This window comes from Saccharothrix mutabilis subsp. mutabilis (assembly GCF_039521145.1).
Classification (GTDB): domain Bacteria; phylum Actinomycetota; class Actinomycetes; order Mycobacteriales; family Pseudonocardiaceae; genus Actinosynnema; species Actinosynnema mutabilis.
Genome location: NZ_BAAABU010000013.1, coordinates 58,021 through 71,914, shown reverse-complemented (window position 1 = coordinate 71,914; position 13,894 = coordinate 58,021). Strand labels below are relative to the sequence as shown.

11 protein-coding genes and 1 pseudogene are annotated in these 13,894 nt (G+C 72.7%); 2 read left to right on the top strand and 10 right to left on the bottom strand.

The window, feature by feature from the left end; translation table 11 throughout:
* The 4 genes from ABD126_RS25130 to ABD126_RS25115 form a co-directional block, all read right to left on the bottom strand.
* Entirely contained in the window at positions 1-1,449 is a 1,449-nt protein-coding gene (locus tag ABD126_RS25130) for a hypothetical protein (protein ID WP_343936363.1), read from the bottom strand.
* Positions 1,446-1,877, bottom strand: a complete 432-nt coding sequence (locus tag ABD126_RS25125) for a hypothetical protein (RefSeq protein ID WP_343936362.1) — start codon at positions 1,875-1,877, stop codon at positions 1,446-1,448. Before ABD126_RS25125 ends, ABD126_RS25130 begins: the two co-directional genes overlap by 4 nt.
* 100 nt (positions 1,878-1,977) lie before the next feature.
* Positions 1,978-2,622, bottom strand: a complete 645-nt coding sequence (locus ABD126_RS25120; RefSeq protein WP_343936361.1) for a class I SAM-dependent methyltransferase — start codon at positions 2,620-2,622, stop codon at positions 1,978-1,980.
* Between the two features lie 88 nt (positions 2,623-2,710).
* Positions 2,711-3,928: an MFS transporter gene (locus ABD126_RS25115; protein ID WP_343936360.1), complete on the bottom strand. Its 1,218-nt coding sequence runs from the start codon at positions 3,926-3,928 to the stop codon at positions 2,711-2,713.
* 57 nt (positions 3,929-3,985) lie between these two features.
* On the opposite strand from ABD126_RS25115, the gene ABD126_RS25110 reads away from it, so the two are divergent.
* Positions 3,986-4,891, top strand: coding sequence for an ArsR/SmtB family transcription factor (locus ABD126_RS25110; RefSeq protein ID WP_343936359.1), 906 nt, complete (start codon positions 3,986-3,988; stop codon positions 4,889-4,891).
* Between the two features lie 12 nt (positions 4,892-4,903).
* Here ABD126_RS25110 and ABD126_RS25105 read toward each other — a convergent pair whose 3' ends face one another.
* The 4 genes and pseudogenes from ABD126_RS25105 to ABD126_RS25090 all read right to left on the bottom strand — a co-directional run bounded on the left by ABD126_RS25105 (position 4,904) and on the right by ABD126_RS25090 (position 9,263).
* Positions 4,904-5,458: a GNAT family N-acetyltransferase gene (locus tag ABD126_RS25105; protein ID WP_343936358.1), complete on the bottom strand. Its 555-nt coding sequence runs from the start codon at positions 5,456-5,458 to the stop codon at positions 4,904-4,906.
* 102 nt (positions 5,459-5,560) lie between these two features.
* Positions 5,561-6,139 (bottom strand): dihydrofolate reductase family protein, encoded by a 579-nt coding sequence (locus ABD126_RS25100; RefSeq protein ID WP_343936357.1) that lies wholly within the window; start codon positions 6,137-6,139, stop codon positions 5,561-5,563.
* A gap of 67 nt (positions 6,140-6,206) precedes the next feature.
* A pseudogene (locus tag ABD126_RS25095) lies at positions 6,207-6,401 on the bottom strand (helix-turn-helix domain-containing protein); the annotation flags it as partial.
* Positions 6,402-6,443: 42 nt separating this feature from the next.
* Positions 6,444-9,263 (bottom strand): AfsR/SARP family transcriptional regulator, encoded by a 2,820-nt coding sequence (locus ABD126_RS25090; RefSeq protein ID WP_343936356.1) that lies wholly within the window; start codon positions 9,261-9,263, stop codon positions 6,444-6,446.
* Between the two features lie 189 nt (positions 9,264-9,452).
* Here ABD126_RS25090 and ABD126_RS25085 point away from each other — a divergent pair, with 189 nt between their 5' ends.
* Positions 9,453-9,773 carry an SH3 domain-containing protein gene (locus ABD126_RS25085; RefSeq protein ID WP_343936355.1) on the top strand — a complete coding sequence of 107 codons (321 nt, stop codon included), beginning with the start codon at positions 9,453-9,455 and terminating at the stop codon, positions 9,771-9,773.
* 177 nt (positions 9,774-9,950) lie between these two features.
* Here the strand turns inward: ABD126_RS25085 and ABD126_RS25080 are convergent, their stop codons facing one another.
* Entirely contained in the window at positions 9,951-11,132 is a 1,182-nt protein-coding gene (locus ABD126_RS25080; RefSeq protein ID WP_343936354.1) for a hypothetical protein, read from the bottom strand.
* Between the two features lie 74 nt (positions 11,133-11,206).
* Positions 11,207-13,867: an AfsR/SARP family transcriptional regulator gene (locus ABD126_RS25075; RefSeq protein ID WP_343936353.1), complete on the bottom strand. Its 2,661-nt coding sequence runs from the start codon at positions 13,865-13,867 to the stop codon at positions 11,207-11,209.
* Positions 13,868-13,894: the final 27 nt, after the last annotated feature.

The following is a 13,894-nucleotide window of genomic DNA, read 5'->3' as shown; positions in this document are numbered from 1 at the left end:
TCAGTCGGCGGATTGGCCGAACCGCCGCATCACCCGTCGATGTTCCTCGTCCCAGGCGCGCAGCTTGTCGCCGGTCAACCACACGTATGCCGGCGCTGCGAGCGCGAGCAGCACGAAGGGGATGGTGGCGAGTGTCGCCCCCGTATGGGTGACGTTCGGCTTCTCGTAGTACGGAACAAGAGCAAGCTCGGCCAGAAGGTCTTGCGCGAACAGGAAGAAGCCGGCGAGGACGAGCCTTCCGAACGCTCGACGCAGGTCCGTCGCACTGGAAGGCAGCCACTTGGCGATGGCCGTGATCGGGGGACGATATGCCGCCCCGAGGCGGCGAACCCGGGGGATCTGCACTGCCAGGCTGAGCAGCGTCAGCAGCGCGATCTGGAAGTACACCGCCGCGGTCGCCGGGTAGACGCCGTTCCTTCCCCACACCAGCCAGTAGCCGACGGCGGTGAAGCCGCCCCACATGCCGTGCCACGCCACGGCGCGGAGGACCGCGAGTCGCACGTTCTCCGGAGTGATGAGCTGGGCGAGGTAGTCCGACAGCTCACGTTGTCGCTTCTCCACCGCCTTCCACTGCCGACGCTGATTGCGTTCGGCTCGCCGCCGCTCCTGGCGCGCCTCGGCTTCCTCCGCCGCGGACTCCCCGAGCAGGATGCGAACGGCGTGCCCGAACGGTGTTTCGGCGCCGGCCTGATCGAGCAGCGTGTCGTACCAGTCCACCGGCGCAGAGGGTGTGGGGGTCATCCCGGCCCGCTTCCGGAGCCATTTTCGGGCATGCGGGTCGTCGAGCGAGGACAGGAGGAGCAGGTGGGCGGGCTGCACGTCCTCGCGGTGCAGGGGGTGGATCCGCTCGAACCGCCGCTGACGGTCGTTCCACGTGTCCTGCACGGCGGACAGCTCGTTCAGCTCCCGGAACCGGGACAGGGCCTCCAGCAGCGGGTACCGGCACAAGTCCTCGAAGGGCATCGGCTCCTGTGCGCCCAGGCAGACGTCGACCAGCCCGCGGACCGTCACCCGGTGCCCGCGGTAAGTCGCCTCTCCCCCGGGGTCGAGCCAGCCGAGCAGGTGCAGCAGCTTCAGGTCGGCCGGCAGGCCGTCGTCGCGCAGCCGGTGGTCGATCAGTTCCGTGCGACCGCCGACGTCGCCGGGGGAGAGGTCGTCCAGGGCCCGCAACCAGGTGAGTAGGCCGATCCAGCCCTCGGACTCCGCCGTGGCCGGGCCCTCGAAGAACTGCCGCCGCGCCGCCGCCCAGTCCCGGCGGATCGCCGCGGCCAGTTCTCCCCGCGTGGTGTGCGCCGCGCCCGCCAGCACCAGCTCCCGGCGAGACGGATCCGCCGCCGGCGATCCGTGGAAGTGGATGTTCTGGACGTTGTTGTCGCCCAGCTGGAACGGAGCCGGTCCGTGGAAGGTGTTGCCCGAAAAGCCTGCGCCCGGTGGAGGGTCGCCGGTCACGCGCCGTTCCCGAACCGGATGTCCTGGCGGTTGTGGTTGCCGACCTGGAACGCAGTCGGGCCCTGGAAGGTGTTGCCCGACACGCCGTTGCCCCGCGCCTCGGCGACCTCCTCGACCAGGGCGCGCAGGTCGTCGGCGAGCCGTTCGCGCTCGGCGTCGTCGGCGCTCTCCAGCAGCAGTTCGAACCGGGTCTGCCAGGACGCCTCCTGACGGGTCCGCAGCGCGGCCTCCTGCTCCGGTTCGACCACTTCGAGCGCCGCCGCGGTCTGGTCGAGCCGTTCCAGTTCGGCCCGTTCGCGTTCGGGGGCGTCACGACCGAGCAGCCGCGCTGCCCGCTGCCGCACGCTCGTCCAGGCCTCGGTGCCCGCTGCCTGCACCACGGCGGTTCCACCGGCGGCGGCGATTGCCAGCAGTGCGTCGGCCAACATCCCAACCTCCTGCGCGAGACGACGTCACTTCAGACCGTAGCGCGATCAACGCGAGCCCCTCCCGGTTTCGCCGGAACCAGGCGGCACCGGGAGGGGTCTGTCAGCGGGCGCGCAGGAGGAAGCCGTGTTCCACCAGGCTGGTCAGGCCGAACTTCTCGATCATCCGGTGCTCCGGCCTGGGCTCGGCGGCCACGTGCTCGACCTCGAACGCGTGCCCGAAGCGCTCCACGATCTCGTCCGGGCCGACGGTGAACGGCGGCGTCGGCAGCTTCGGGTGGTACTCCAGGGTGTTGATGAAGTACCGCGTGCCGGGCCGCACCAGCCGGGTGATCGCCTCGGCGTAGCGGCGGCGCATGTCCTCCGGGAAGGCGATGAGCGCGGCCCGGTCGTACACCAGGTCCACCGGGCCGAGCATCCGCGGCGTCAGCTTGAAGATGTCCTGGCGGCGGATCACGAGGTTGCCGCAGCGGAACACGTCGGGCTCTTCCTCCACCGGGTCCAGGTCGTTCTCGGCGAAGAACTCCTCGACGGCCCGGGGCACCAGCTCGACGCCGACGACCTCCGCCGCCGACTCGGCGAAGAACCGCAGGTCGGCGGTCTTGCCGCAGAGCGGCACCAACACCCGCGCGCCGGCGACCAGGCCGAGGCGGTCCAGCAGGCGGGCGTGCTCGTGCACGTTCGGCAGGTGGAAGCTGGTCTTCGTGCCGCCGATCGCCCACGAGTCGTACCAGAAGTCGGATTCCATGCTGGAGTGGAGGCTCGCGGAGCGTGCTGGAGACGGGTCCGAACGGGTGATGTTCGCCAAGTCGCAGCCGACGCAGAGGTGCCGCGTGTCACGCCCGAACGGCTCCTTCGTCCGCCGCGCGCTCGGCCGCCGCGAACGCCCGAGGTGACATCCCCCGCCACGCCACGGCCAACGCCACCACCTGGATCGCCGCCGCCACCAACCACACCGAGCGCAGCCCGGTCCACGACGCGACCACCCCGCCCGTGAGCGCACCCAACGGCGCCAAGCCCCACGCCAGGGCCCGGTGCCCGGTCAGCACCCGCCCGAGCAGGCCGGACGGGGTCAACCGCTGCCGGCTGGACTGGGAGCACACGTTCCACACCATCACCACGACCGACTCAACGAGCACCACCGCCGCCACCGCCGCCGGCCACGGCGGCAGCACCGCGATCAGCGCCTGCGTCACCACGAGCCCGAACTGCGCGCCCCGCATCGACCACGAGTACCCCAGCTTCGCCACGACCCGGCCCACGACGAACGACGACACCACCCACCCCGCGGCCATCGCCGTCACCATCAGGCCGTAGCCGAACGACCCCAGGCCCAGCACCTCGTGCGAGTACAGGACGAACACCGCCAACGCCGCGCTGGAGGAGAACGCCCCGAGCGCCACCGCGATCGTGATCGACCGCAGCAGCCGCGTCCCCACCAGGAACCGCAACCCCTCGGCGATGTCGCGCAACGGATGCCCGGCGGCCGGTGTGACGGCCGTCGACGGAACACCCCGGCTCAGCACCAGGGCGGTCAGGGCCGCGGCGACGGCGACACCCGCGGGCACCCCGAACCCGAAGCCGGCCAACAGGCCACCCACCGGGGGCACGACGAACTGCACGACACCCCGGTCGATCAGCATCAGCCGGGTGTTGGCGGCGGCCAACCGGTCGGGCTCGACCACCTCCGGCACCAGCGCGCCGCTCGCGCCGTCACCCAGGACCTGCGCCGAGGTCACCACGAACGCCACGACCAGCAGCAACGGCAGGCTCAACGCGCCCGCCACCCCGAACGCCACCAACGCCGACGCGGCCACGCACTGCACCGCGAACGCCAACCCGAGCACGGTCGTGCGCCGCACCCGGTCGATCAACACCCCCGCGAACAGCGAGAACAGCAACCAGGGCGACTGCCCCACCACCTGCACCAACGACACTTCCCGCGGATCGGTCGTGATCGACACCGCCGCCAGCGGCAGCACCGTCAGCATCAACCCCTCCGCGACCGAACCCGACACCGCGACGGCCTGCAACCGCGCCCACCCTCGTGACATGCCGGTCACCCTGCCCAGCGGAGTGGAAAACGAGGATGTTTAAGTGTCGAATTAACCGTGCCCGTCAGATTCGCCGTCTCGCCGCTGTGGGAAACCGTGGCGGCGTTGCGCGTGCTCGCCGCCGCCCACCGCGCTCCCGACGTCCACCGGTCGTGGCTGGCCTGGGCGCGCCCCCGCCTGGACGGGCTGGGCCCCGACCCCACCCCGCTGACCAGGCTGGCGACGCTGCCGGTGGTGCCGGAGTTCCTGATCCCGACGCCCAGCGTCCGGTTCCTCGACCTGGACACCGCGCTGCACGCGCTGCCCGACCTCGCCCGGCCCGAGCGGGTGGCCGCCGCGCTGCCCGACGACCCCGGCCTGCTCGCCGGACCCGGTGCCCTGTCCGCGGTGCTGGAACGCCTGCGGCGGGTGTACGACGCGGTGATCGCCCCGGTGTGGCCACGGCTGGAAGGCGTGTTGCAGGGCGACATCGAACGCCGGGGCAAGCACCTGGTCGACCGGGGCGCGCCCGCCGTGCTCGCCGAACTGCACCCGGACGTCGCCACGCACGCCGACGGCGTCCGGGTGTGGGACCGGCGGGTCGTGGCGGGGGAGCGGGACCTGGTGCTGGTGCCCTCGGCGTTCACCTGGCCCGACGTCTACCTGCGCGAAGGCCCGTGCCGGTCGGCGCTGTGCTACCCGGCGCGCGGCTTCGGCGCGCTGTGGCAACGCCCGCCCGCGCCGGCGCGGGACGGGTTGGCGCGGTTGATCGGCGCCACCCGCGCCCGCTTGCTGACCGAGCTGGACCAGCCGGCCACGGTGTCGCAACTGGCGGCGCGGCTGGGCATCACGGTGGCGGCGGCGTCGCAGCACCTGGACGTGCTGCGGGCGACGGGCTTGGTCTTCAGCCGGCGCGAGGGCCGCAACCTCGTGTCGCTGCGCACCGGTCTCGGGCTGGCGCTGGTCGAAGGAGGCAACCGCTGAGCGGCCTGAGCCTCACCCGCGCTGAGCGCGCCATTCAGGCGCGAGCACCGACCACACCTCCAGGTCGGAGCGCTTGCCCCGGTGCGCCACGGCGTCACGGAGCACGCCGTCGCGGGTCATGCCCAGTCGGCGGGCCACCGCGACGCTCGCCACGTTGGCCGGGTTGACCCGCCACTCCACGCGGTGCGCGCCCCGGGTCTCCACCGCCCAGTCGATGATCGTGCGCGCGGCCCGGGTGACCAGACCCTTGCCGGTGCCCGCCGGTTCCAGCCAGCAGCCCACCTCGACCACTCCCTGCGCCAAGTCCATCCGGCGGAACAACACGCCGCCCACGAGGGTGTCACCGGTCCAGATGCCGTAGATCCTGCCGGTGTCGGAGGCCGCCTTGTCCGCGTACTCGCGCAGCAGCGCCCGGCTGGAGTCCACATCGGTCGCGCGATCGGGGAAGCCGATGTACTGCCCGATGAACTCCCGGCCGCGATCGAGGTGGGCCAGGAACTCCTCCGCGTGCCACGGTTCGAGCGGGCACAACCGCGCCCCGTCGCGGCCGAGCGGGATCGAGAACATTCCAGGCCTCCATGATCGACAGCATCCGGCCCGGACGCTAACCCCGGAGGTCCACGCGGACAACCGATATCGGCCATGATCGTGACCGGCGGCTCACATTCGTCAACGGCGCACCCGGTAGCGCAGGTGGAGCACCCGGTTGCCCGGGAGCACATCGGGGTCCTCCAGCAGGTGCTGCGCGTCGATCGACCCGAAGTAGCGCTTGCCCGACCCGAACACGACGGGCACGACGTCCATGCGCACCTCGTCCACCAGACCCGCGGCCAGCGCCTGGCCACCGACGTCGCCGGCGGCGACCTCGACAATGCGGTCACCGGCGAGTTCCTGCGCCTTGGCCACGGCCGCCTCGACCCCGCTGACGAAGTGGAACGGCGCGGCGGGGTCCCAGCCCTCGGGCGCCGGGCGGTGCGTCACGACGACCACGTGGTCGATCCCGCTCGGCGGCGTGCCGTCCCAGCCGTCGGTGAGGTCGAAGACGTGGCGGCCGGCGACCGTCACCCCGATCCGGTCCCAGTACGACCGGGTGTAGTCGTGGGAGGTCTGCGACACCTTCAGCGCGCCGCTGTCGTCCAACGGAACGTCACCGCTGGTCAACCAGTCGAACAGCGGTCCGGGCTGGTCGTTGTCGTCGGCGATGAAACCGTCCACCGACACCGAGCCGTACATGACCACCTTGCCCACGGGCCTCTCCTCAAGTCTTGGGGTGCGGCCAAGTTAACGTGGCGCGAGCCGTCGCTCTTGTGAGAAATCAATCGGCCGGCAGCGGCCGGCCGTCCAGCGCGTGGCCGGGGTGCTCGCGCAGGAACCGCCGCCGGACTTCGAGGTACCGGGTGGGGGTGAGCCCGGTGAACGCCCGGAACTCGTGGCCGAAGTGGGCCTGGTCGAAGTAGCCCGCGCCACCGGCGAGGTCGCTCCAGTCGATCGGCCCGGCGGGGTCGAGCGCGCATCATGTCGAGCGGACCTGGACGAGGAGTTCCGGTGGGGCTCAGGTCGTGGTGTCGTCGAGTCCGTCGAGATCCCGGAGTTGCCTGCGGACTCGTTCGGCGTCGGCGTTGCGTCCTTGTTCGCGGTACGACACCAAGGCTTCCCGCCAGACTTCCCGGGCCCGCGCGCGCTCGCCGAGGGCGGCGTGGGGGTGGCCCAGGTTGTCGAGGGTGTCGGCGGCCTGGTTGGTGTTGCCGAGGGCGCGCCGCAGGGCGAGGGCCTCCCGGTAGTGGTGGACGGCCTGCCGGTGGTGCCCGGTGTGGTGCTCGATGTAGCCCAGGCTGTCCAGGGCGGCGGCCTCGCCCGCGAGGTCGTGGTGGCGGCGGTACAGGGCCAGGCCTGCCCGGCAGTCCGCGCGGCCGGAGTCGTGGTCGCCGAGGCGGGCGGCGTACCAGCCCACCGCGTTGAGCGCGACGGCTTCCCCTACCGGCTGGTCGAGGGCGCGGTACAGGGTGAGGGCGCGGCGGGCGTGCTCCAGGGCTTGCCGGTCGTCGCCGCGCTGTTCCCACACCCACGAGAGGGTGTGGTGGGTGTGGGCCTGTTGAGCGTGGTTCCCGTGGCGTTCGGCCAGGGCGAGGGCTTCGTGCAGGTGCGCGACGGCAACCTCGTGCTGCCCGAGCGCGGCGTGCGCGTCGCCCAGGAGCCGGTGGACGAGCGTGCGAGCGGCGAGGTCGGGCAGCTCGGCGTCCGCGGCGGCCCGCCACACGGCCAACTCGTCGTGGCGGTGCCCCCGGTGGCGTTGGAAGGTCGTCAGGACCCAGGCCAGGTGCCACACGGTTTCGTGGCGGCGGTGGGCGATGGCGGTGTGTTGGGCGGCCAGCAGGTGGGGGTGGTGGGTGTCCAACCAGGCCAACGCCGCGGGCACGTCGGGAAGTTGGCGGGGGCGGACGCCGGGGGCCGGTGGGGCGAGCCGGATGGTTTCGCGGTGGGGGTCCAGCAGGCGGTCGGCGGTGTGGGCGGTGTGCAGGTAGAAGTCGACCACCCGGTCCAACGCGGCTCGCCGCACCGCGGCCGGGAGGGTGGCGTGCGCGGTGGCGCCGGCATAGGCGCGGACGAGGTCGTGCATGGCGTACCGGCCGCCGGGCACGGGCGTGATCAGGGACGCGTCGGTCAGCGCACGCAGCACGGCCCGGGTGTCGGGTGTGGATGATCCGGTGAGGCTGGCGGCGGCGTGCGGGTCGGTGTCCGGTCCCGGGGCGACGCCCAGCAGGGCGAACACCTCGCGTTGCCGCTCGGTGAGGTGGCGGAGGGACCAGGACAGGACCGCGGGCAAGCTGGCCTCGGGGTCGTCGGAGTCCAGTGCGTGCAGGCCGTGCTCTCGTAGTTCGGCCACGACGTCGTGGAGCAGGTCCGGGTGGGACCGGACGCGTGCGGCGATCAGGCCGAGCGCCAGCGGGAATCCGCCGCACCACGCGATCAGTTCGGCGACCGCCCGCTCGACGTCGGCCCCGCGGGCGGCACCGAGCGCGGTGTCGAGCAGGGCGCGGGCCTCGGCGTCGGTGAGCAGACCCACCCGCACCGGGCGGGCGCCGTGGCGGGCGAGCAGCGCGGGCAGGCGGTGCCGGCTGGTGATCAGGACGGTGCAGGAGCCGCCGCCGGGCAGCAGCGGGACGACCTGCTCGACGGAGGCGGCGTTGTCCAGCAGGACCAGGAGGCGTTTGCCGGTGGTGTGCGTGCGGTAGAGCGCGGCGCGGGCGTCCGGGTCGGCTGGTTGGCGGTCGCGCTCGACGCCCAGGGCGGACAGGAAGTCGGCCAGCACCTCGGTCGCCTGCTTGGGGTCGCCGGGGCTGAAGCCGCGCAGGTCGACGAACAGCTGCCCGTCGGGGAAGCGGTGCAGGTTGCGGTTGGCCCAGGTCAGCGCGAGCCAGGTCTTGCCGACGCCGCCCGTGCCGCCGATCGCGGAGATCACCGCCGTCGTGCCCGCGCCCCCGTCGCCGTGCCCGGCCGGGTCGTCGGAGGTGGCGAGCGCGCGATCCAGCTCGGCCAGTTCGGGGACTCGGCCGGTGAACAGCGCCGGCGCCGACGGCAACTGGAGGGGCACTGCTCGCGGTCCGCCCGGGTCCGTCGTGGCCGGGGACAAGGCGGGGTCCGCGGCCAGGACCTGTCTGTGCAGTTCCCGCAACGCGGCACCGGGATCGGTGCCCAGCTCCGCCACCAGGCGCTCCCGCAGTCGCCGGTAGTGGGCCAGCGCGTCGGCCGTGCGTCCGTTCTGGTGCAGGGCGAGCATGTACTGTCCGGCGACCCGCTCGTCCCAGGGGTGTTCGGCTGCCCGCGCGGCCAGCTCGACCACCAGTCGAGCACCGTGGCCCAGTCGCAACCGGGCGTCGGACAGGTCGTTCCGCGCCGCCAGCCGCTCCTGCTCCAGCCGATCGCGTTCGGCATCGACCCAGGCGCCGTTGACGCCGGTCAGCGCCGACCCGCGCCACAGTGCCAGCGCCTCGGTCAGCAATCGCGCCGCCTCGACGTCGTCGCCGTGCTCGCGGGCACGAACGCACAGCTCGCGGAAGCGGTGCAGGTCGATCACCTGGTCGAGCCGGTCCACCACCAGCGCGTAGCCGCCGGAACGACCGACCACCGCCACCCCGTCGGTGCCCGACAGGGCCCGGCGCAGCCGGGAGAGGTAGCTGTAAAGCGTCTTCCGCCCTCGGCGCGGGGCGTCCGCGCCCCAGACGCGGGCCACCAACCGGTCGGCCGGCACCAGCCGCGGCGCGTCCACCGCCAGCGCCGCCAGCACGCACCGCTGCTTGGCCGGACCCAGGTCGACCGACCGGCCGTCGATCCGCACGGCCACCTCGCCGAGCAGGACCACCCGCGCGGTCACCACGCCCTCCCCGTGTGCACAGACCAGGGATAACGGGCTGACCAGCGCAATGCAGGAAAGTGGCAACCGATTCACACGATCGGCTGCTCAACCTGGTCGCGTCGGAGAAACCGAGCTACGGAGTGTGTGATCATGAGCGATCGAGTGACACCTCGTCCCACGCGAGGACGAAGGCGGGGGATCGGGTGGGTGCCGGCCGCCGTCATGGCGGTGCTGACCCTGTCGGGCGGGACCGCGACGGCGCAGGCGGCGCCGTCGACCACCGACGACGTGACGGTAGCGGCCGTCTGCCACTACACCATCACCGGTGACCCCGTGAACATCCGCCTCGGGGCCGGCGAGGCGTACCCGGTTGTCCGGGTCAAACACCGCGGCGACAAGGTCACCGGCCCGTGGCCGTGCACCAGCTACGCGGGCAACCCGCGGTACCTCTGGTACAAGCTGCACCTGAGCACCGGCGGCTACGGCTACGTCGCCACGCACCTGGCTGCCTACAACGGCTACTGGTGACCGTTCCCCACGGCGGTCGGGCCTTCCCCGAAGGCCCGACCGCCCGACCCCCCGACTCGCGCCCGACCCCCCGACTCGCGCCCGACCCCCCGACTCGCGCCCGACCCCCCCGACTCGCGCCCGACCCCCGGCCTTCGGCGGCAACGCGTGACGCGACCACGCGGCAGAACCGCCGCCTCAGTTCGAGGTTTCCTTGTCCAGCCCGGCGATGCCGCCCGCGACGTAGACGCCGATGATCGTGAAGAGCAGCGAGCGGTGGAACGCCTCCATTCCCGGCTCGGTCCGCATCCGGCCCAGGTTCCGCAGCACCCCCAGCACGCACAGGCCGATCACCAGCAGCGTCACCGTCGCGTCCAGCTTCGGCGCGTCGCTGAGCAGCACCGCTCGCGCCCAGGCCTCGACGTCGGCGGGGTAGAGCGCGTACGCCCCGTGGACGTTGCCCACGAGCATCAGCACGGCCAGCGTCGACCCGACGGCGATCGCGCCCATCACCACCCCCCTCCGGCCACTGCCCGCGTGCGCGCCGCCGCGGAGCTGGTCGAGGAACAACCGCCCGGCCATCCAGCACGCGACGACGGCGAGCAGCCACCCGAGCACGGTGCCGCCGATCGACACCACCGGCTGCCAGAGCCACTCCGGGACAAGACCGAACAGCGCACGCAAGCCGAGGACGACGCCCACCACCACGCCCACCACCACGGCGCAGGCACCGACGATCACCATCGCTCTCTTGAGCTGCTTCGACCAGACGTCACCCAGGACCGCCGACACCACCACGACGACGACCAACGCCCCGACCCACGCCAGGTCTCCCAGCAGGAGCGAGAACAGTCCGACGACCGGCTGGATCACGTAGTCGTAGAACACGTTCCCCATCAGGGCGATGAGGTCGGCCAGCCACCTGACGAACGCGACGACGAGCCCCACGAGGAAACGCCCCAGGACGAGGAGCCACGTGATGCCGTGCACCACGAACGTGGACACCACCAGCACACCGAGCCCCCACCGGACGAGGTCGGGCCGCTTGTGCCGCCACGACACCAGAACGAGGGCCACCAGGTACGCCGCCAGGGCGTAGTTGATCCACGTCAGCAACGACGCGACGGGCGGCAGCGCGGCCTTGAGCGCCACGCCGGCCTCGCCCGGTCCCGCGAGCCAGGACCAGCCGGGGCGCTTGGCCAGGAGTTTCGTCCCGTCCGGGAGGCTCGCGACCAGGAACGCCGCGCCCAGGGCGATCACCGCCGGGCCGACGAGGAAAGGACGATCGAGCAGCTCGACGAGCCTGATCCAGTAGTACCGCCAGAAAAACCTGCTGAAATACCAAGAGCGGGGAACAGCTTTTGCCTTGGTGCTGCGCATGTAGGCGAATCCTACGGATTCACCCGGCTGTCGTCCTGGCCCGCTGACCTGGGAATTCCAGGTTTTCGAAGGGGTCAGCCCGCCAGTTTCGCCCGCACCGCGAACGCTTCGTCCAACTCCAGTTCGGTGAACAGGAACTCCGCGCGCCGCCACGCCTCCCGGGCAGCCGGAACCCGGCCGACGGCGTGCAGCGCGTCACCCAGCCAGTCGGCGGTGACGGCTTCGCTGTAGGAGTCGCCCAGCTCGTGGAAGAGTTCGCGGGCGCGTTCGTGGTGGCCGACGGCCGCGGCGAGATCACCGCGTTGCCGCCGCACGAACCCCAGGGTGCGCTGGGCGTGCGCTTCGCAGTCCCGGTCGCCCTCGTCCGCCAACAGGCGCAGCGCGGCGAGGCTCTCCTCGACCGCGAGGTCGAGGTCGCCGAGCTGCGCGTGGTACCAGCCCGTCGCGCAGAGGCTGAACGCCTCCCACGCGCGGTCGCCGGTGGCGCGGAACAACGCCAGCGCCTGCCGTCCGTGGTCCAGCGCCGCCGGGGCGTTCCCGCGGCGGGCGTGCGCGACGCTGAGCGAGAAGTGGGTGATGCCCTCACCCGTGGGGTTCGCGACGGCGCGGAAGGACGCGAGCGCCTCGGTGAGCTCGCCGATCGCAGTTGACTGATCACCCAGGACGCTGTGCCCGCGACCCAGCAGCAGCAACGTCTCCGCCAGCGCGGCGTGGTCGCCCAGCCGACGCGCGGCGGCGAGAGCGGCCCGCTGGGTCGCGGCCCGGTCGTCCCAGTGGCCGCTGCGGGTGAGGTAGGTCGACAGCACCCAGGGCAGCTGCCAGGCGTGCACGTCCCGGCCTTCCCGGGCGGCCAGGTCGGCGCAGGCCAGCAGCACCGCCCGTTCCGCGGTGAACCACTCGATCGCCTCGTCGTAGGAACCGGCGGCGCCGGCGCCCGGCGGTGCCAGGTCGATGGGCGGCCAGTGCGGCGAGAGGTGGCGTTCGGCGGCGAACCCGGTGTGGAGGTAGTGGTCGAGCACCCGGTCCAGCGCCTGCCGCGCCTCCTGCGGCCCGGCCACCTCGCGGGCGAAGGCGCGCAGCAGGTCGTGCGAGGCGAACCGGCCGGGCGCCGGCTCGTCCAGGACGTGCGCCCTGGTCAGCTCGGCGAGCAACGGCCCGGCCTCCGCGCCGGCCAGCGCGGACGCGGCGGTCACGTCGATGTCGGGGCCGGGGTGCACGCCGAGCAGGCGGAACAACCGCGCGGCGGGCGCGGACAGCCGGCGGTAGGACCACGACGTCACGGCCCGCACGCTGGACGCCGGTTCGCCCGCGTCCAGCGCGTCGAGCAGTCGGCGTTCGTCCCGGAGTTCCTCCACCAGCGCCCGCAGCGGGAAGCCGGGACGTGTCAGCGCCCGTGCCGCGACCACGGAGAGCGCGAGGGGCAGCCCGGCGGTGAGCCGGATGAGGTCGTGCACCGCGTCGGTGTCGGCGAGCCGCTCGGCGCCCAGCCGCTGGGTCAGCAGCGCGATCGCCTCGTCGACGGCGAGCATCGGCACCGTGACCGGCCGCGCCTGCTCGGCCACGGTCAGCCCGGTGAGCCGGTTGCGGCTGCTCACCACCACGAGGCAGGTGTCCCCGCCCGGCAGCAGTGGCCGGACCTGGTCCTCGTTCCACGCGTTGTCGAGCACGATCAGCATCCGCCGCCCCGCGACGCGTGCCCGGAAGAGCGCGCTTCGGGAGTCGAGGTCGTCCGGTACGCGTTCGGGCAGGACGCCGAGCGCGCCCAGGAACCCGTGCAGCACCACGCTCGGCCGAGCGGGAGGCGCGGACGGGTCGAAGCCGCGCAGGTTCGCGTGCAGCTGCCCGTCCGGGAAGAGGTGGGCGTGGTCGTGTGCCCAGCGCAGGACGAGCGCGGTCTTCCCGACGCCACCAGGCCCGCCGACGACGACCACCCCGCGCGTCGCTTCGTCCAAAGTGGCCCGTTCTCCCGCACGCCCGACGAAGGCGGGCGGCGGCGCGGGAAGCTGACGCGGAACCGCGTCGTCGTCGGCGAGCAGCTGCTGGTGCAGCCGGCGCAACTCGATGCAGGGATCGGCGCCCAGCTCCTCGCGCAGACGCACGCGCAGGTCCTCGTAGTACCGCAACGCCTCGGCCTGACGCCCGTCGCGGGACAGCGCGAGCAACAACTGACCGACCAGCCGTTCGTCGCGCGGGTGTTCGGCGACCGCCGCGATCAGCTCGGGCACCAGCGCGCTGTGCCCGCCGCACCGCAACGCGATGTCGGTACGGAGCAAGCGCGCGGCGAAGCGTTCCTCGACCAGCGCGGCGCGCTGCGTGACGAACCAGGGCGTGCCGGCGCCGTGGAACGGCTCGCCGCGCCACAGCCCGAGCGCTTCCGCGACCGGTCCCGCCGCGTCGGCGTCGGGCAGCTCGCGGGCCCGCCGCACCAGTGCGCGGAACCGGTGCAGGTCAACGGATTCCGGGGCGGCGTCGAGCAGGTAACCGCCGGAGCGGCGCACGATCTCCACCCCTGGCACGGGTCGCAGCCTGGCGACGTAGGTCTGCAGCGTCTCCTTGGGCCGGTGCGGCCGGTCGGTGTGCCACACGGCGTCGACGATCTGCTCCACCGGCACGACCTGCCCGGCGTGCACGAGCAGCACGGCCAACACGCGGCGTTGCTTCGGCGATCCCAGTTCGAGCACCTCGCCGCCGGTACGAGCCTCGATGGCGCCCAGCACCGCGAAACGCGTCACCATACGGCAACTGTACCGAATCGGTCACAG

Excerpts from the sequence above, each read along its gene's own strand:
- ABD126_RS25105 (WP_343936358.1), bottom strand. The coding sequence starts at position 5,458 with ATGTTCTCGATCCCGCTCGGCCGCGACGGGGCGCGGTTGTGCCCGCTC.
- ABD126_RS25125 (WP_343936362.1), bottom strand. The coding sequence starts at position 1,877 with ATGTTGGCCGACGCACTGCTGGCAATCGCCGCCGCCGGTGGAACCGCC.
- ABD126_RS25075 (WP_343936353.1), bottom strand. The coding sequence starts at position 13,867 with ATGGTGACGCGTTTCGCGGTGCTGGGCGCCATCGAGGCTCGTACCGGC.
- ABD126_RS25115 (WP_343936360.1), bottom strand. The coding sequence starts at position 3,928 with ATGTCACGAGGGTGGGCGCGGTTGCAGGCCGTCGCGGTGTCGGGTTCG.
- ABD126_RS25120 (WP_343936361.1), bottom strand. The coding sequence starts at position 2,622 with ATGGAATCCGACTTCTGGTACGACTCGTGGGCGATCGGCGGCACGAAG.
- ABD126_RS25080 (WP_343936354.1), bottom strand. The coding sequence starts at position 11,132 with ATGCGCAGCACCAAGGCAAAAGCTGTTCCCCGCTCTTGGTATTTCAGC.